This window comes from Geminicoccus harenae, assembly GCF_019800005.1.
GTDB classification, from domain to species: domain Bacteria; phylum Pseudomonadota; class Alphaproteobacteria; order Geminicoccales; family Geminicoccaceae; genus Geminicoccus; species Geminicoccus harenae.
On record NZ_JABGCL010000013.1, the window covers coordinates 1 to 17,499 of the forward strand.

The 17,499-nt window shown below is 70.1% G+C and carries 15 protein-coding genes and 1 pseudogene; 5 read left to right on the forward strand and 11 right to left on the reverse strand.

Going from position 1 to position 17,499, the window contains the following annotated elements:
- Positions 1-116: 116 nt before the first annotated feature.
- Positions 117-1,388: an aminotransferase-like domain-containing protein gene (locus tag HLA95_RS13805; RefSeq protein ID WP_191061715.1), complete on the reverse strand. Its 1,272-nt coding sequence runs from the start codon at positions 1,386-1,388 to the stop codon at positions 117-119.
- A gap of 270 nt (positions 1,389-1,658) precedes the next feature.
- Here HLA95_RS13805 and HLA95_RS13810 point away from each other — a divergent pair, with 270 nt between their 5' ends.
- The 4 genes and pseudogenes from HLA95_RS13810 to HLA95_RS29135 form a co-directional block, all read left to right on the forward strand.
- A complete protein-coding gene (locus HLA95_RS13810; protein ID WP_370467491.1) occupies positions 1,659-2,123 on the forward strand; it encodes a class I SAM-dependent methyltransferase in 465 nt (154 codons plus the stop codon).
- Positions 2,124-2,173: 50 nt separating this feature from the next.
- Positions 2,174-3,013, forward strand: a complete 840-nt coding sequence (locus HLA95_RS13815; protein ID WP_222183652.1) for an MBL fold metallo-hydrolase — start codon at positions 2,174-2,176, stop codon at positions 3,011-3,013.
- A complete protein-coding gene (locus HLA95_RS13820) occupies positions 3,010-3,810 on the forward strand; it encodes a class I SAM-dependent methyltransferase (RefSeq protein ID WP_222183653.1) in 801 nt (266 codons plus the stop codon). The genes HLA95_RS13815 and HLA95_RS13820 overlap by 4 nt, the downstream gene beginning before the upstream one ends.
- Positions 3,811-3,914: 104 nt before the next feature.
- Positions 3,915-4,235 (forward strand): annotated as a pseudogene (locus HLA95_RS29135) (DedA family protein); the annotation flags it as partial.
- Between the two features lie 251 nt (positions 4,236-4,486).
- On the opposite strand, the gene HLA95_RS13830 reads toward HLA95_RS29135, so the two are convergent.
- The 7 genes from HLA95_RS13830 to HLA95_RS13860 form a co-directional block, all read right to left on the reverse strand.
- Positions 4,487-5,275 carry an SDR family NAD(P)-dependent oxidoreductase gene (locus HLA95_RS13830; RefSeq protein ID WP_222183654.1) on the reverse strand — a complete coding sequence of 263 codons (789 nt, stop codon included), beginning with the start codon at positions 5,273-5,275 and terminating at the stop codon, positions 4,487-4,489.
- Between the two features lie 204 nt (positions 5,276-5,479).
- Positions 5,480-5,866, reverse strand: a complete 387-nt coding sequence (locus HLA95_RS13835; protein ID WP_191061032.1) for a RidA family protein — start codon at positions 5,864-5,866, stop codon at positions 5,480-5,482.
- Between the two features lie 294 nt (positions 5,867-6,160).
- Complete coding sequence (locus HLA95_RS13840; protein WP_191061033.1) at positions 6,161-6,712, reverse strand: hypothetical protein; 552 nt, start codon at positions 6,710-6,712, stop codon at positions 6,161-6,163.
- A gap of 103 nt (positions 6,713-6,815) precedes the next feature.
- The gene (locus HLA95_RS13845; protein WP_191061034.1) at positions 6,816-7,757 is read right to left on the reverse strand and encodes an ABC transporter permease; all 942 of its coding nucleotides are present in this window, start codon (positions 7,755-7,757) and stop codon (positions 6,816-6,818) included.
- Positions 7,754-8,800, reverse strand: coding sequence for an ABC transporter permease (locus tag HLA95_RS13850; RefSeq protein ID WP_191061036.1), 1,047 nt, complete (start codon positions 8,798-8,800; stop codon positions 7,754-7,756). The genes HLA95_RS13845 and HLA95_RS13850 overlap by 4 nt, the downstream gene beginning before the upstream one ends.
- A complete protein-coding gene (locus HLA95_RS13855; RefSeq protein WP_222183655.1) occupies positions 8,781-10,301 on the reverse strand; it encodes an ABC transporter ATP-binding protein in 1,521 nt (506 codons plus the stop codon). The genes HLA95_RS13850 and HLA95_RS13855 overlap by 20 nt, the downstream gene beginning before the upstream one ends.
- Positions 10,298-11,272, reverse strand: coding sequence for a BMP family protein (locus HLA95_RS13860; protein ID WP_191062086.1), 975 nt, complete (start codon positions 11,270-11,272; stop codon positions 10,298-10,300). The genes HLA95_RS13855 and HLA95_RS13860 overlap by 4 nt, the downstream gene beginning before the upstream one ends.
- Positions 11,273-11,553: 281 nt before the next feature.
- On the opposite strand from HLA95_RS13860, the gene HLA95_RS13865 reads away from it, so the two are divergent.
- Positions 11,554-14,376, forward strand: coding sequence for a S53 family peptidase (locus HLA95_RS13865; protein ID WP_222183656.1), 2,823 nt, complete (start codon positions 11,554-11,556; stop codon positions 14,374-14,376).
- 19 nt (positions 14,377-14,395) lie between these two features.
- On the opposite strand, the gene HLA95_RS13870 is transcribed toward HLA95_RS13865, so the two are convergent.
- The 3 genes from HLA95_RS13870 to HLA95_RS13880 all read right to left on the reverse strand — a co-directional run bounded on the left by HLA95_RS13870 (position 14,396) and on the right by HLA95_RS13880 (position 17,478).
- Complete coding sequence (locus HLA95_RS13870; protein WP_191060757.1) at positions 14,396-15,952, reverse strand: M10 family metallopeptidase; 1,557 nt, start codon at positions 15,950-15,952, stop codon at positions 14,396-14,398.
- 121 nt (positions 15,953-16,073) lie between these two features.
- Positions 16,074-17,078 carry a CAP domain-containing protein gene (locus tag HLA95_RS13875; protein ID WP_222183657.1) on the reverse strand — a complete coding sequence of 335 codons (1,005 nt, stop codon included), beginning with the start codon at positions 17,076-17,078 and terminating at the stop codon, positions 16,074-16,076.
- Positions 17,053-17,478, reverse strand: a complete 426-nt coding sequence (locus HLA95_RS13880) for a hypothetical protein (protein ID WP_191062180.1) — start codon at positions 17,476-17,478, stop codon at positions 17,053-17,055. The genes HLA95_RS13875 and HLA95_RS13880 overlap by 26 nt, the downstream gene beginning before the upstream one ends.
- Positions 17,479-17,499: the final 21 nt, after the last annotated feature.

Sequence of the window (17,499 nt, forward strand, 5' to 3'; positions counted from 1 at the left end):
ACCTGGCCCATAGCGCATCCCTTGCCGCATGGTGATCCATTGTACCACCACATTGCGGGATCAAACACCTAGGCCCTGCCACCAGTGAGCCTTGCCCTGCCATGGCTGAGCCGGGCTCAGCCAGGCCGCTGCCCCGCCACCTCGGTCACCAGCCCCATGAGGCTGCGCACCCCCCGGTCGATCGTGGCTTCGTCGGCCAGCGAGAAGCTGAGCCGGAGCGTGTTCTTGCCGCCGCCGTCGAAGAAGAACGCGCCGCCCGGCACATAGGCGACCTTCGCCTCCTCGATCGCCCGCGGCAGCAGCGCCCGGGAATCGAGCCCGTCGGGCAGCTCCACCCAGACGAACAGGCCGCCGTCCGGCCGGCTCCAGCGCGTGCCGGCGGGGGCCGACTGTTCCAGCGCTGCCAGCATGGCGTCGCGGCGGCGGCGATAGGCTTGGCGGAGCACCGGCAGCCGGTCGGTGAGGCATGCGCGCGCCACCGTACCGATCACTGCCTGGTCGAGCGTGCCGCTGTGCAGGTCGGCCGCCTGCTTGATCAGCACGAGCTTCTCGATCAAGGCGCGCGGCCCGACGATCCAGCCCACCCGCAGGCCCGGCGCCAGGGTCTTGGAGAAGGTGCCGCAATAGACGCTGCAGGCCCCCTCGATCCCGCCCGCCTGCTGGCAGGCCAGCGCGGTGACCGAGGGCACCGGCTCGCCCGCGTAACGCAACTGCCGGTAGGCGGCATCCTCCACCACCAGCGCATGGGTGGCCTGGGCCAGTTCCAGGAGCCGGCGGCGCTGCGCCAGGTCCAGCGTCTCGCCGCTGGGGTTGGCGAAGTCCGGCACGACATAAAGGAGCTTCGGCCGTCCTCCATGCGCCCGGGCGCTGTCCAGGTAATGCGCCGGGGTCGCGTTGCCCCCGTCCAGGCGGAGCCGCTCGTAACGGGGCTCGTAGGCCGAGAATGCCTGGAGTGCGCCCAAATAGGTCGGTGCGCTGGCGATCACCGTGTCACCGGGCGAGAGCATCAGCTTGCCGATGAAGTCCAGCGCCTGCTGCGCCCCGGTGGTGATCAGCACGTTCTCCGGCGTGCAGTCGGCACCCTGCTCCGCCATGTGCGCCACAATCCAGCGGCGCAGCGCCGGATCGCCTTCGCTCAACGAATATTGCAGGCCGGCGGCACGGCGGGCCGGATCGGCGAACAGTTCCGCATAGGCCTGGCGGAACTGGTCTGCCGGGAACAATGCCGGGTCGGGGATGCCGCCCGCGAAGGAGATGACGTCGGGCCTGGCCAGGATCTTGAGCAGCTCGCGGATCTCCGAGGCTACCATCCCGCCGGCCCGGCTGGCGAACTGGGCGGTCCAGGGCTGGGCAGCGTGGTCGGACGAGGCGGACACGGTCGCGAGCATGTTGTGAATCAATCTGGGTCATTGCCGAGAATGTTATCATAACGCAGCCGTCGCCGACGGTCGATAGGGTAACATTGGCGATAATAGTATCGGTACAATCGATGCGCCGTTCCCTGCCAGCTGCGGCACCGACTCGCGCTGCCCCCTGGACAGGGCCGACCGGATCAGGCTCTTGGGGCGGAACGACGACCGCTGCGGAGTGCCTCCCTGACCCGGCTGGACAGCTTCATCCGGCGCCTGATCGCGCAACGGGCCTGCCTGGACGCCGCGGTGGAGCTGGTGGCCGGGCGGCCCGGCAGCGTGCTGGAGCTGGGGCTCGGCAACGGGCGCAGCTACGACCATCTGCGCGCCCGCCTGCCGGAGCGACGGATCGTCGTGGTCGAGCGCGACCCTAAGCCCCATCCCGCCTGCATGCCGCGCCCCGAGGACCTGGTGATCGGCACGTTCGAGACGGTGCTGCCGCGGGCCGCCACCCTGCTGCCCCACGACCTGGTCCTGGTCCATGCCGACATCGGCACAGGCGATCCGGTGCGCAACGCCTGCCTGGCCCGGGAGGTCGCCCGGCAGCTCGCGGGCTTCCTGCCGCAGGGCTGCATCATCGCCGGTGACCAGCACCTGCCGGCCGAGCGGCTTCGGACCCTGCCCGTACCGGAGGGCGTGGAGCCCGGCCGCTATCATCTATATCGCGTGACAAGCGGGGACGCGGACCACATCATGCTCAGGCCGGCAGGCTGAGCAGCGCGATGGCGCAGCCCGGAAATAGCCGGTCGTCAACGGCGAGGAACATGGGGCAGCCGTCGTCATTCTCGGTACGCTTCTGGGGTGTGCGCGGCACCGTTCCCGTCCCTGGCCCCTCGACGCTTCGCTATGGCGGCAACACGCCCTGCGTGGAGATGCGCTGCGGCGACCAGCAGCTGATCTTCGACGCCGGCACCGGCATCCGGGCACTCGGCCGCCAGGTCATGGCAGAGTGCCGCGGCTGCTCCGCCCATGTGTTCCTGAGCCATACCCATGTCGACCACATCAACGGCTTCGCCTTCTTCAAGCCGGCCTATCACAGCGGCAACCGGCTGAAGCTCTGGAACGGCCACCTGCTCCGCCAGGGCCGCCGGCTGCACGAGGTGGTGGGCAGCCTGATGCAGCGCCCGTTCTTCCCGGTCCCCTTCGACATCATGCACGCCCAGATCGGCTTCGAGGACTTCAACGCCGGCGACACGCTGGAGCCGGTGCCGGGCGTGCGGATGCGCACCCATTTCCTGCCGCATCCGGGCGGCGCCACCGGCTACCGGGTCGAGTATGACGGCAGAGCCGCCTGCTACGTCACCGACCTGGAGCATACGGAGGGCCGGCTGGACGAGGACGTGCTGCGCCTGATCGACGGTGCGGACCTCGTCATCTACGACGCGACCTTCACCGACGAGGAATATGTCAACTATCGCGGCTGGGGCCACTCGACCTGGCAGGAGGGCGTGCGCCTGTGCCAGGCCGCGGGTGCCAGGCGCCTGGTGACCTTCCACCACGAGCCGGACCATTGCGACGCCTTCCTGGACGGGATCGCCGTCCAGCTCGAAGCGGCCATGCCCGGCTCGGTGGTGGCCAGCGAAGGCTTGGTCATCGAGCTGTGAGCACCCTGCCCTCCCCGGAGCGGCCGGGCGTCTTCATCCCCTACCGCCATGCCGCCGCCGTCCGCCCCTGCGCCTATCCGGCCCTCCTGCCGATCTTCACCGCGGCCGAGCCGGAGATGCTGGCAGCACTCGCCGCCACGGAGCGCCACGCCGCCCAACTGCACCTGTTGGCGGGCCCGCCGCCCGAGCCCCGCTTCGACCAGGAATGGTTCCCGCGCCTGGATGCGGCCCGTGCCTACGCCACCGTCCACGAGCAGCGCCCGCGCCGGATCGTCGAGATCGGCAGCGGCCACTCCACCCGGTTCCTCGCACGGGCAATCCGCGATGCGGCCAGCGGCACCGAGCTGCACTGCATCGACCCCGAGCCCCGCGCCGACATCCGCGCCCTGCCGCTCGTCCACCATCCCTGCCGGTTCGAGGAGATGGCGGTCACGGAGATCGCCGCGCTGCTGGGGCCGGGCGACCTCCTGTTCGTCGATTCCAGCCACCTCCTGCTGCCCGGCGGCGATGTCGACCGGATCGTGAACGACCTGCTGCCCCGCCTGCCGCCCGGCGTGCTCCTGCACGTCCACGACATCTTCCTGCCCGACCCCTATCCCGAGCATTGGGCCTGGCGGGGCTATGCCGAGCAGAGCCTGATCGCCGCCCTGCTCCATGGCGGTGGCTGGCGCCTGCTCTGGTCGAGCCACTGGCTGGCCACCCGCCGGCAAGAGCGGGTCGCGGCCGGCCCGCTGGCGGCCCTGTCCCTGCGCGACGGCGTGCCCGAGACCTCCCTGTGGCTGGTCCGCAGGGCCTGAAAGGGCAGGCCGGCATGTTCGAGGCCCTGGCCGGATCCTGGCTGCCCCAGCTGATCCAGGCCCATGGCCTCTGGCTGCTGTTCACGGTGGTGGCGCTGGAAAGCATGGGCGTGCCCCTGCCCGGCGAGGCGGCGCTGATCGGCGCTGCCGTGTATGCGGGCTCGACCGGGGAGTTCGGCATCGCCAGCGTGATCGGCGTGGCCGCCGCCGGGGCGATCGTCGGCGACAATCTGGGCTATCTGGCCGGCCGCCGCTTAGGATTGCCCCTGCTCCGCCGCTACGGCCGGCATATCGGGCTGTCCCATGAGCGGCTGAAGCTCGGCCAGTACCTGTTCGCCCACCATGGCGGCACGATCGTGTTCTTCGGCCGGTTCGTCGCCTTCCTGCGCGCGTTCACGGGCGTGCTGGCTGGCGCCAGCCGGATGGCCTGGCCCCGCTTCCTGCTCGCCAACGCGCTGGCGACCGTATGCTGGGCCGCCCTGTTCGGCCCTTGCGCCTACCGGTTCGGCCAGGAGATCCACCAGGTGGCCGGCCCGATCGGGCCTCGTGGTGCTGCTGGCTGCCCTGGCCCTGCTCCTGCTGGGCGGGCACCTGCTGCGCCGGCGCGAGCAGGCATGGACCGCCCGCGCCCTGGCGGAGCTGCCGGACGAGCCGGCCCGCTGACCGGCGGCTCAGCTTACGTCTTGCCCGAGCCCGGCTCGGCCATCTTGCCGTGCATCTTCGCCAGCACGGCGGAGGGCGTGACATTGGCGACGGCTGCCTGCAGCTTGTTCTTCCAGCCGCTCACCACGTCGCCCTCGCCCTGCATCATCGCGTCGAAGCCGATCTTCGCGACGGTGGCCGGATCGTCCTTCGGCGCCTGGCCGAGCTTGGTGTCGAGCAGGCCGGCGCGCTCGAAGAACGCGGTGTCGGTCGGGCCCGGCATCAGGCAGGTGACCGTCACCCCGCTGTCTTCCAGCTCGGTGCGCAGGGCGAAGGAGAAGGAGTCCAGGAAGGCCTTGGAGCTGTTGTAGATGGCGTGATAGGCGCCCGGCATGAAGCCGGCGATCGACCCGGTGATCAGGATCCGCCCCTCGCCCCTGGCCCGCATGTCCCGGCCGACCTTCTGGATGAGGTAGAGCGTGCCGGTCACGTTCGTGTCGATCACGTGCCGGACCTCGCTGAACTCCTGGTCCAGGAACCCGCCGCGGATCCCCATCCCGGCATTGGCCAGGAGTGCCGCGACCGGCCGGCCGCCGGCCGCGTTGTAGAGGCGGTCGACCCCTTCGATCGTGGCGAGATCCGCCTGCACGGCCTGCACCTGCACGTCCGGCCCGCGCAGCTCCGCGGCCGCCGCCTCGATCGCCGGCTCGTCGGCGGCGATCAGCAGGTCGAAGCCGCCTTCGGCGCAGCACCGGGCCAGCTCGCGGCCGATGCCGGTGGACGCTCCGGTGACGATCGCCAGAGGACGGGTCGAGTTGGCCATGTCGCTATGCTCCTGCCGACGCTTGCGCGACCAACCCGTCGACCCCCGGCGGGTTCCGCACCATGGCGGCTGGCGCCACGGGGCGGAGAGCTGCCGGCAGCCTGAGCCGGCGCACCCGCCCCTGCCGCCGGGCGTGGTTCCAGCGGAACGAAACGAACCCGGGAACGGGCGAGGCTCGGAGCGGGGACGATCCGACGGCGACCCTCAGGCCGCCGCGATCGCCTCGACCTCGACCATGAAATCCGGCCGCGCCAGGGCGTGGACGAACAGGAGGGTCGACGCGGGCGCCGGCTCGGCGACCCAGGCGTCGCGCACCGCCATATAGGTCGCCCGGTCGCCCGGATCGAGCAGGTAGGCGGTGAGCTTGACCAGGTGGCTGCGGTCCATGCCGCCCTCTTTGAGCAGGCACTCGATGTTGGCGAACAGTTGCTCGGTCTGCCGGGTGATGCCGCTCGGCACCGAGCCGTCCGGGCAGATGCCGACCTGGCCGGACAGGAACAGCAGGCGGTCGGATCCGGTGACCGCCATGCCGTGATGGTAGCGTCCATGGGGTGGAAACACGCCGGCCGCGCCGGTGAGCGCCTTGCGCATGGCTTTTCTGCCCGCTGGTTGTCTGCCTCCGGGAGCAGACGCTAGCGGCACGTCCCCACCCTGGCGAGATACCGGGCACCTTCTGCCGCAGGTGCGGCGATGCAACCCTCTAGCGACCAGACGACAAAATTCGGAATTGATCGCTCGAACCGAAATTCTACTATTGCGCGATCATCGGCTTCCGGTTATCTCTTGGGTCGTCGCAGGGTTTCTACCCGATGACACCCGACTTGAGGCGTTTCCTCCCACTCAGGGGCCGTGCGAAAGCACGGCCCTCTTTTCTTGTCCTCGTCTTCAGAACGGCTGGCTGGAGCCCGGCAGGGCGGCGTCGAAGGGCTGGCGAGGATGCAGGCGCTCGGCAAGGCAGCGCAGGAAGTGCTGGGTGATCCGGTAGGTGCCCTCCAGCGGCACGTCCCAGAATCCCTCGTTGCCGGTCAGGAAGCGGACCTGCATGTGGCCACCCAGCGAGAAGCGGTCGATCAGGCCGGCCGCCTGCTCCGGCACGAGATTGCCTTCGATCATGGTCGGGTGGTCAGTCGGCAGGAATGGCAGGTCCAGCACCGGCCGGCCGTCCACCACGAAGCCGACACGGACCCGGGCTCCCGCCGGCACCGCCCAGCCTTCCTTGCTGAGATGGATGAAGGCTTGGCGCTCGTTGTCCACCTTGATCAGGAAGCCCAGCCCGTTGTTGAACTGCGAGATGCCGCACAGGCTGTGGCCGTCGTCATTGATCACGTGGAAGGCATCCCACGGCCCGACCTTCGCAAGTTCGGTGATCTCGGCCGCGGCCGGTCTCGCCAGGAACGCCCCTGCAAGCAGAACGAGCGCGGTTAACCACCTCATCATCGGTCTCATCCGGTGTCCGCCAGGAAATGCTGTCACCCTCAGAGGGGCAATCTAGCAGCTTCCGTCGAAGTTCAGATCAGACTCGGCTGGATGAAGTACGCCGCTACCGCTCGCCCGGCCGGTAAGGCTGCATGAGCGCCTGGGGCACCCGCGCCCGGCGCGACACCAGGACCAACGCAGCGATTGAAAGCAGATAGGGCATCATGAGGAAGAGCTGGTAGGGCACGCCCGGAACCAGTGGTTGAAGCCGCAACTGGAACGCGTCGAACATGCCGTAGAGCAGCGCGCCGAGCAGCGCCTTGCCCGGCTGCCAGGATGCGAACACCACGAGCGCGATGCACACCCAGCCACGCCCCTGGATCATGGAGAAGTAGAAGCTGTCGAACGCCGCCGTGGTGAGGAATGCCCCGCCGATCGCCATGAGCGCGCTGCCGGCGACCACCGCCCCGGTGCGCAGGCTGAACACGCTCACCCCCTGCGCCTCGCAGGCCTCCGGGCTCTCGCCCGCCATGCGTATCGCCAGGCCCAGCGGCGTGCGCCACAGGAGCCAGGCCACCAGGAGCACCGTCAGCAGCGCCAGCCAGGTGAGTGCGGTGTGCTGGAAGAAGGCCGGCCCCAGCCAGGGCAGGTCGCTCAGGACCGGCAGGTGCACCGGCGCGAACGGGGTGATCTTCGGCGGGGAGCCCGAGGCCGGCACGTAGAGCCGGTAGAGGTAGGAGGACAGGCTGACGGAAAACAGGGTGATGCCGAGCCCGGTCACGTGCTGGGACAGGCCGAGCCGCACCGTGAGGGCCGCATGGAGCAGCCCGATGGTGCCTCCGGCGACGGCGGCGACCGCGATGCCCAGCCAGAGCGGGGCGCCCAGATGCACAGAGAGCCAGCCGGTCATCGCACCGGCCGTCATGATCCCCTCGATGCCGAGGTTGAGCACGCCCGAGCGCTCGCCGATCAGCGCACCCAGCGTGCCGAAGATCAGCGGTGTCGCCAGGCGCAATGCGGCCGCCCAGAACGAGGCCGCCAGGACGATGTCCCAGAACTCGGTCATCGGCGCACCCGGTACTCGGTGAGGAACAGGGCGACCAGCATGGTGAGCAGTGCGGTCGCCACGATCACGTCGGCGATGAAGGACGGGACGCCATGCGCGCGGGCCATGGCGTCCGCACCCACGAACACCGCAGCCACGAAGATCGCGGCGGGGACCACGCCCAGCGGGTTCAGGCTCGCCAGCATCGCGACGATCACCCCGGCCGTGCCGAAGCCGGGCGACAGGTCGGTGGTGACATAGCCCTTGAGCCCGGTCACCTCGACCGCCCCGGCCAGCCCGGCCAGCGCGCCGGACAGCATGGCCGTCAGCAGCAGCACCCGCCCGACCGGGATGCCGGCATGGCGTGCCGCGGGCGTCCCCAGGCCCACCGCCCGCGCCGAGAGGCCGAACACGGTGCGGGCATTGAGGAAGGCGATCGCCAGTGCCGCCAGCAGGGCCAGGGCGAAGCCCAGATGGAGGCGGGTGCGCGCCAGGAGCTGCGGCAGGAGGCCGGCTTCGGTCACCGGCACCGATTGCGGCCAGCCGAACGCCAGCGGGTCCTTCATCGGCCCTTCGATCAGGAGCGAGACCAGCAGGATCGCCACGAAGTTCAGGAGCAGGGTGGTCACCACCTCGTCCACGCCCAGGCGCAGCTTGAGGAGAGCCGGGCCCAGGAGGAACAGGGCACCCGCCAGCGCACCGGCCAGGAGCAGGAGCGGCACCAGCAGGGCGGGCGGCAGGCCCCAGTCGGCCGAGCCGAGGGCCGCCACCGCAATGGCGCCGAGATAGAACTGCCCCTCCAGGCCGATGTTCCAGAACCGCGCCCGGAACGCCACGGCGGCACCGAGGCCGGTCAGGATCAGCGGCGTGGCCCGGGTCAGCGTCTCGGTGATGCCGAGCCGGCTGCCCAGCGCCTCCTGGAACAGGGTGGCGTAGGCGGCGAGCACAGGCGCACCGGCCAGCCCGATCAGCAGGCTGCACAGGACCAGCGCGGTCACGATCGCCGCCATCGGTGCCGCCACCAGCAACAGGGGCGGCGTCCGCTCACGCCGCTCGAGGCGCATCGCCATCCTCCCCCGCCATCATCAGGCCGAGCCGTGCCTCGCTCGCCGCCTCGATCGGGAGCGGGGCCGACAGGCGGCCCTTGAAGATCACCTGGACCCGGTCGGCCAGGCGGAAGATCTCGTCCAGGTCTTCGGAAATGAGCAGCACCCCTGCCCCGTTGCCGCGCGCCTCCAGCAGGCGCCGGTGGATCTCGGCCACCGCCCCCTCGTCCAGCCCCCGGGTCGGCTGGCTGGCGACGATCAGCCTGGGCTGCTCCACGAGGTTCCGCCCGAGGATCAGCTTCTGCATGTTGCCGCCGGACAGGAGCCGGGTCCGGGTCGTGGGCTCGGCACCGCGGATGTCGAACATCCGGATCAGGCCGGCGGCGTGGTCGAGCGCGGCCTGGCGGCGCAGCAGGCCCAGGCGCGAGAAGCGCCGGTCGCGAATCCGCTCCAGCACCGCGTTCTCATAAAGCCGCAGGTCGCCGACCACGCCTTCATGGTGCCGGTCCTCCGGGATGTGGGCGAGCCCGGCTTCGGCCAGGGCGTCATGATCGAGGCGCGCCACCGGCCGGCCCAGCAGCTCGATCCGGCCCGTCGGCTGCGGTGCCGTGCCGGCGAACAGCCGGGACAGCGCGTCCTGCCCGTTGCCGGCCACGCCCACGATGCCCAGCACCTCGCGCTCGCGCAGGTCCAGCGCGATGTCGTCCAGCAGGCGGCGTCCGCCGGCCTCGACCCGCACGCCGTCCAGCCGCAGGAGGCTCCCGCCGGGCTCGAGCGGCACCCTGGACGCATGGACCACCCGCCGGCCCACCATCAGCTCGGCCAGTTCCGCGCGCGAGGCGCCGGCAGCCGGCCGCTCGGCCACCAGCCTGCCGCCGCGCAGGACGGCCACCCGATCGGCATGGGCCACCACCTCGTGCAGCTTGTGGCTGATGAAGATCAGGCTCAGTCCCTGCCTCGCCATGCCGCGCAGGGTCGAGAACAGCCGCTCGGATTCCTGCGGGGTCAGCACCGCGGTGGGCTCGTCCAGGATCAGGATGCGAGCGTCGCGGTAGAGCGACTTCAGGATCTCGACGCGCTGGCGCTCACCGACCGAAAGCTCGCCGACCCGCCGGTCCGGGTCGACCGGCAGCCCGAACCGTTCCGCCAGCTCGACGAGGCGGCGCCTGGCAGCGCCGCGCCGGCTGCGCCAGGCGGACAAGGGCTCGGTGCCGATCGTGACATTGTCCAGCACGCTCAGGTTGCTGGCCAGCGTGAAATGCTGGTGGACCATGCCGATCCCGGCAGCGATCGCGGCCTTGGGATCACCCGGGGGCAGGACCTGGCCGAACGCCCTGACCGTCCCGGCATCGGCCACGTAATGGCCGAACAGGATGCTCATGAGCGTGGTCTTGCCGGCGCCGTTCTCGCCCAGCAGGGCCAGCACCTCGCCCCGGCCGAGCGTCAGGTCGATGCCGTCATTGGCGAGGAGCGTGCCGAACCGCTTGGTGATCCCCGTCAGTTCGAGGACCGGGCTCACGTCGGCTGCGAATCGTCGATCTCGACCTCGAACGCGCCGGACTTGATCTCGGCGCGCACCTGCTCCATCGCCGCCACCGCGTCGACCGGCACCAGCTGCGGGTCGAACGAGACGTCGTTGCCGCCAAAGCGCATGAAGCTGAACTGGCTGTAGTCCTTGCCGGTGGGCGTGCCGGCCTTCACGTCGGCGACCGCGGCACCCAGGATCGGGTCGAAGATCCAAAGCGCGTTGGCAAACACCGTACCCGGATAGCGCGGCGCATAGTCGAGCAGGGAGCCCACCGCCAGCACGCCCCGCTCCTTGGCGGCATCGGCCGTGCCGATCCGCTCGCCGAACAGGACGTCCGCACCGGCATCGATCTGGGCCATGCCCGCCTCCTTGGCCTTGGGCGGGTCGAAGAAGGTGCCGATGAACTGGACCAGGAACTTCGCATCCGGCCGGACCCGCGCCACCCCGGCGCGGAACGCGTTGATCAGCCGGTTGATCTCCGGGATCGGGTAGCCGCCCACCGCGCCATAGGTGTTCGTCTTCGACACGGCCGCCGCGAGCATGCCGCACAGATAGGCCGCCTCGTGGTTCCAGGTGCCGAACACGCCGAGATTGGGCTCCTGCGCCTTCAGGGACGAGCCCATCAGGAAGCTGATCTCCGGATAGTCCTTGGCCGCCTGGCGCGCTTCGCGCTCGACGCCGTAGACCTCGCCCACGACCAGCCTGGCCCCCTGCTCGGCATACTGGCGCATCGCCCGGACATAGTCGGTGTTGGCGACCGATTCGCTGAACACGTACTCGATCGTGCCGGCCTCGTTCGCGTTCACCAGCGCCTCGTGCAGCCGGGAGTTCCAGGCGTTCTCGACGGGCACGGTATGGATGCCCGCGACCTTCAGCCGCTCCTGGCCCTGGGCCGGGCGGACCAGGTTCAGGACGGGGATGAGGGCCGACGCGGCCACGAGGTTGCGGCGGGAGATCGACATGGTTCCTCCGGGGCAGGCTCGGCGAGTTCAGCGATGCTGCCGGCCGATCTGTCAAGGTGGCAGCGCAGGGCGATCCGGGGTATCGCAGCGCCGCTCCTCCGGGCCCATGCTGCAATGCGGCAGCGGCCGGGCCTTCCCGCCAGCACAGGGGAAGACATCCCGATCGCGTGAAGCCTTGGTGAAGGAGGCAGCCGTGCCTTGATCCAGTAGCCAGCCGACGGTTGATTGCGGCCGCACGAATTACAATTTCGCATCTGTTGAAGACCCCCGAGGACGTGGCATTGGCGACCATCGAGAACTCCACCTATCTCGACCTGACCTCCCATCGTGCCACCGACAAGACCAGCGTCGCCGAGGTCTTCGATCTCGATGCAGCCAGGATCGAGCAGGCGGCGGCCGACACCACCATGCGGGTGGCGCTGACGCTGGAACGGGCCGAGGATCCCTCCTCCCTGCTCGCCGCCGACTGGGCCACGCGGCAGGCGACGCTCGCCGAGATGAAGGCGGATGGCTCGCTCTGGTCCAGCTTCGGCGCCGATCCCGCGGCCCATGCCGGCGTGGCGGCGGAACTCTCCGGCGCCGGCTACCGGCTGCTCGACGCCGAGGACGGCTACGTCGCGTCCGCCGAATCGCGCACGGTCTGGGTCGAGCTCGATGCGCGGCAGTTCGACGAGCTGTTCGGCACCAAGCTGATGGTGGCGGATGCCGACGACCCGGCCAGTTCCTTTTTGTTCTGGAACGGCGAGCTTTCCCTGCCCGACGAGCTGGCCGGCTTGGTCGAGGGCATCTGGTTCGACTTCGGCGCCCCGGATGCCGCCAACGGCCTGGTGGAGGGCGAGGTCGAGCTGCCTGACGGCGCGCAGAGCATCGGCAATGGCACGGGCGCCATCGAGAGCCTGTCGCCCGCCGAGATCGCCGAGCTGTTTCATTTCCCCATCACGGACGAGGGTGTCGAGACCGGCCGGATCGGCCTGATCGAGCCCGGCATCGGCGCGGCGATGCCCGAGGATTCAGCGATCAGCTTCCAGGAGGGGCTGGACGACTACCGCCAGGAGATCGGGCTGGACGGGTCCGGGCGGTACTACGTGGTCAATGCGGCCCAGCAGGCGTGGGACCCGGACCTTGCGACCGAGCGCTCGCTGGATGTCGGGGTGGTCGCGGGGGCGGCCCCCAACAGCGAGATCGGGCTCTATGCCGGCAGCGGCGTGAACGGCACCGTGTTCACCGCCTACCAGAGCGCCATCTGGGACGAGCGGCATGATCCGGGCTTGCTGTCGTCCTCGTTCAGCGACTTCTCGATGCCCTCGCCGGATTCGCCGTTCGCGGCCGCCTACCAGGGACTGTTCGTCGATGCGGCGCTGCGCGGCCAGTCCGTGTTCATCGCACTGGGCGACGGCGGTTCCGGCGGCCTGATCGGCAACGGCCTGACCAATGTCGAATCGATCAGCTCCAGCCCCTATGCCGTGGCGGTCGGCGGGACCTCGGTCAGCACGATCGCGGCCGCCGGCGCCGACGACACGCTGCAGGACCTGCTGGCCCGCGCCGAGGACGGCGAGCTGGACCTGCTCCAGCTCCTGGTGGCCGGCGGCCTGCAGGAGCTGCCCGCAGACGCCCCGGACACGGCCAAGCTCGTCGAGACCGTCTGGAACGAGTATTTCCACTCCGGCGACCGGCTGCTGCCGGGCTACGATTCCAACGCGGCCACGGCCGGCGGCGTGGACCCGAACCAGCCCACGCCCTGGTACCAGGAGGCGTTCGGGCTGACGCCCACCACGACCGACCCGCTGAAGGAGACCGGCCGCGGCGTGCCGGACGTGGCGGCACCCGCCGGCGGCAACCTCTACTACTTCACCCCGGCCGACGACCTGCAGAGCTTCGACAATCTGGGCGGCGGCACCAGCGCGTCCGCGCCGTTCTGGGCAGCGCTCGGTGCTAGGATCAACGCCGTGTTCGAGGACCAGGGCCTGCCGCGCCTGGGCTACATGAACGACCTGCTCTACGTCGCCGCCACGGTGGCGCCGGGCGCCTTCAACGACATCCAGCTCGGCAACAACACGTCCAGCCACGTCAACGCGCCGCCGCTCGACGAGTTCTCGGACGAGACGCCGGTGCCGACCGGGTTCGGCTACGAGGCGGGCCCCGGCTACGACCTGGTGACCGGGCTGGGCTCGCCCAACGGGCTGCTCCTGACCCGGGCGCTCACCACCATCGCGCACAGCCAGTCCGGCCCCGCACTGCCGGGCGTGCTGGACCTGGACGATGGCCGCAGTGCCCTGGACCAGTCCCTCCTCCTGCAGCCTTCGCTGGCCGGAGCGCTGGATCTGGAGTTGCAGAGCGGCGGGGACGGCTATCGCTGGAACGGCGCGCCCGGCTCGCCCCATGCCTGGAGCATCCAGTTCGCCCAGCAGGCCTTGCAGGGCGACTTTTCCGCCGACCTCGTCCGGCTGTTCGACGAGGCGAGCCAGGGCCAGGCACTCCAGATCGACGCCCGGCAGGGCGACGCGCTCGGCATCGGCATCGGCGGCCAGGACGCGGCCGCGTTCCGCGAGACGCTCTCCAACGAGTACGGCTTCGTCGACTACACCACGGCCGATCTCGACAGCGCGCTGCGGGTCGCCCGCTCGGTCGCGGTCGCGGAGACCGCCGGGGATGCCGATGGCCAGGAGGCGGTCGTACGCGTCCGCCAGAACGGCAAGCTGGAATCCTCCCTGCTGTTCTACGAGGTCGACGACCTGCTCGGCACGATCGACGGCCTAGCGCCGGGCGATGCCGGCTATGCCGAGGCGAGCCTGGAGCGCGGCTACGAGACCAGCTCCGGCGAGCGCTGGATCAGCGGCCCGGGCTTTGGCGAATATCTCGAGACCAGCATCCTGGACGTGGACGATGGCGACCTGATCGCCATGCGGCTGAGCAACAAGCAGGGCGAGTTCTGGGGCTTCACCCAGGCGAACGAGCCGGAGGACGGCCAGCAGGTGGCGCATCTGTGGAACTACGGCCTGAACACCTGGGGCTGGGAGGACATGCGGGGCGGCGACTTCGACTATAACGACATCGTCGTCCAGCTCGACTTCGTCAGCACGAGCGGCCGGGCCCTGGTCGCCTGACCGCCTGCGCCTTCCTCGGTCAGGTCGTGGTGAACCAGTCTGCCCGCACGCCCGTGGCGCCCACCAGCAGCACGTCGTGGCCGTTGGCCAGGGCGAACGAGGTGTTGCCGCCGCTGGTGGTCGCCGCTGCCAGGAACTGGTCGACGCTGTAGCCGCCGCGCAGCAGGATCTGGTCGATGCCGGCGCTGAAGTCGGTGATCCGGTCGCTGCTGCCGGCGTCCGCCTCCAGGACGAACCGGTCTCGCCCGGTCCCGCCGGTCAGCACGTCGTCGCCGACCCCACCGTTCAGCAGGTCGTCGTCGGCACCGCCGCCCAGCACGTCGTCTCCGGCACCGCCCGCCAGGATGTCGTTCGCCGAGCCGCCATGGGCGATGTCGTCGCCGGCACCGCCGCCCAGCCGGTCCCGACCGTCCGCGCCGAACATCTCGTCATTGCCGGCACCGCCATCCAGCACGTCGGCGAGGCTGCCGCCATTGAGCAGGTCGGCGCCGGCCTCGCCGAAGAGCTGGTCGCTGCCGCCCAGGCCCAGCAGCCGGTCGTTGCCCCCGAGGCCGAGCAGCATGTCCGCACCGTCGAACCCGGCCAGGACGTTGTCGGCCCCATTGCCGGTGATGTGGTCGTTGCCGCTGCCGCCGTTGGCGTTCTCGATGATCGTGCCGAATGCCGTGCGCAGCGAGCGTGGCAGTTCAGCGTAGTTACCCGCCGGGTCCAGCCAGCCATACTCCCAGCCGACCAGGCTCCAGTTCCCCTGGCGCAGGTCGACCTGCACGTCAGCCACCTGGTTGCTGAGATCGAGCAGGTCGGTGCCGCCGTCATCCACCAGCGTGGTCAGCATCATCGGATCCTGCTCGAACCGGTACACGTCGTCGCCGGTGGCATGAGCGCGGGCACCATAGAGGAAGCGGAGCGCATCGACGTCATAGGCCGACAGGCCATCCGGGAACACGAACGGCCAGCTCCCGCTTGCCGGCACGTCTCCGGGGAACACGCGATAGCTCATCAGCGTGCCGCCCAGCCAGTCCTCGCCGGGCACCATGGCTGGGCTGCTGTCATGGGGATGCGTCAGGCCCAGCGCGTGGCCGATCTCGTGCAGGACAGTCATGTAATCGCTGCCACCCGGCAGGAGGTCCACTTCGGGCGTGCCGAACCACCAAGGCAGCCAGATGTCACCTGCGGCCGGGCTCTCATGGGGCAGGAAACGGTAGGCCCCCCCGGCGCTCTCCGACTGGGCGAAACGCAGGACGCCCACGCTCGCGGCACCATCCGCCACCGGCACGAACCGGACGTCGACGAACTGCTCGATATGGTCGAGTGCTGCACGGATCGCAGCACGCTGCGCGTTGCCCATCGTCACTACGTTGGCGGCATCGACGCTGCCGTCATACTCCGCCGACCAGGTGGAGCCGGGCCCTGCGAAACTGTAGCTGACCACGAGCCCGTTGCCGGCCTCATCCGTGCCGAGCCTGGTCCCGCCCAGAAGGGCGTTGCGCACCCGCGCGGCCGGATCGACCTGGTCGAGGATGAAGGTGAACGGGGTGAAAGCCCCGGGATGCACCGCGCCGAGCGTTTGAGCCATGACTGAACCTATCGGTAGAAGGTCCTGTGGACCGGGTATCTGCCCAGGATCATGCCATGCGTCACGTTACGCGAATATATCCTACGAGTCACAACTCAGAGGATAACACTGACGTTGCAGCTCACCGGTTTGTGCGCAGACGACCGAGCACCGTCACCGCGCTCTTGCCGCCCCTGCCGTCCGCTTGCGCTGCAAACCCCAGATGCGTCATGTCCGGGCTCAGCAAGACCTGAGCGGTCTCGGCACCGTCCAGCCACTGGCGGCTGAACCACTCGGCATCGGCGGCATCGAGCTTGGCCCCGCAGCCGCTGCAGCCGGCCGAGCTCCAGGCCAGCGTCGCCCAGCGTTCCCGTTCCTCCGCCGGCAACGCCGCGCCCAGATCGTCCGCCGGTGGGGCGGATTCGGTGCCGGGCTCGGGCAGGATCGCGCCGGCCACGCCGTCCAGCACCTCGCTCGCGGCCAGTTCGGGCAGCCCGCGCTCATCCCTGGCAGCGTTCACCAGCTCCAGCACCAGCGCCCCGGCTTCGGCCGGCGATACCGGCCGGGCCGGCTGGCCCTCTGCCTGCCCCGGCGAGCGGCCCGGCCCGGAGAAGGTCTGCACGGCCACCAGCCGGTCACCCTCCACGGCGATGCCGTAGCCGAACTGGTCCAGCTCAGGCGTGAGGAGGTTCTCCCGGTGCCCCGGGCTGTTCATCCAGCCTTCCTGCAGCGCCTCGATGCGGGCCGCATCGATCTCGGGCGGGCAGCCGGTGCACTGGGCGAGGTTCTCGGCGACCACCCGCCCCTCCGGCCCGCCATGCTCCCGGTAGCGATCCTGGACGTTGCGCCCGTCCGGTGATTCGTGGGCGAAGAAGTTTCGCGCCAGCATGTCCCTTGCATGTGCCTGGGCAGCCAGGTTCAGGGGTTCCGCCAGCTCCAGCGGCGCCAGGCCATGCTCGTCGCGGTCCGCATTCGCCGCCGCCAGGGCCTGCTCCCGCAGGGCCGGGAGATTGCCGGGGTCGGCAGCCAGGGCCGGAACCGTGCCCATGAGCAGGCAGGCGATGGCCAGGGTGGCCACCGCCCGCCAGCGCTCCGGCTGCTCCCGGAGCGGCTGGAGAAGGTCACGGATCACCGGGAGGTCCGGCACCTTCGTCCTGCAGCCGCTTCGCCACGTCGGCCACCAGACTGTCCGGCTCCCCCTGGCACTCGGCCTGCACCCGGTTCAGCGGGACCGGGAAGGCATTGGGGGCAGCGCCCGCGACGGCATCGCCATCGGCTTGCGCCGCCGCTTCCTGCCCGGCGCCCGCAGTACCGCCCTGGCTGGCGGTGCCCGGCAGATCCAGGGCGTACATGACGCCTTCGAGCTGCCGCTTCTTCATCGTCGCGAACTCGCGGCAAGTCACCTGCGCAGGGTCGATACCCTCCAGCGCCGCTCCCTTGTGCACTTCACTCTCATTGTAGACTTCGTTCTCGTCAGGAGCCTGCGTGGCCTGTTCCTGGGCGAGCAGTGGGCCGGCGGATGCCGCCGCCAGCAGGAACAGCACCAACGCGCCCCGGCTGCATGTCAT

Coding starts and splice junctions, on each gene's coding strand:
- HLA95_RS13805 (WP_191061715.1), bottom strand. CDS start 1,388: ATGCTCGCGACCGTGTCCGCCTCGTCCGACCACGCTGCCCAGCCCTGG.
- HLA95_RS13815 (WP_222183652.1), top strand. CDS start 2,174: ATGGGGCAGCCGTCGTCATTCTCGGTACGCTTCTGGGGTGTGCGCGGC.
- HLA95_RS13830 (WP_222183654.1), bottom strand. CDS start 5,275: ATGGCCAACTCGACCCGTCCTCTGGCGATCGTCACCGGAGCGTCCACC.
- HLA95_RS13835 (WP_191061032.1), bottom strand. CDS start 5,866: ATGCGCAAGGCGCTCACCGGCGCGGCCGGCGTGTTTCCACCCCATGGA.
- HLA95_RS13840 (WP_191061033.1), bottom strand. CDS start 6,712: ATGATGAGGTGGTTAACCGCGCTCGTTCTGCTTGCAGGGGCGTTCCTG.
- HLA95_RS13845 (WP_191061034.1), bottom strand. CDS start 7,757: ATGACCGAGTTCTGGGACATCGTCCTGGCGGCCTCGTTCTGGGCGGCC.
- HLA95_RS13850 (WP_191061036.1), bottom strand. CDS start 8,800: ATGCGCCTCGAGCGGCGTGAGCGGACGCCGCCCCTGTTGCTGGTGGCG.
- HLA95_RS13860 (WP_191062086.1), bottom strand. CDS start 11,272: ATGTCGATCTCCCGCCGCAACCTCGTGGCCGCGTCGGCCCTCATCCCC.
- HLA95_RS13870 (WP_191060757.1), bottom strand. CDS start 15,952: ATGGCTCAAACGCTCGGCGCGGTGCATCCCGGGGCTTTCACCCCGTTC.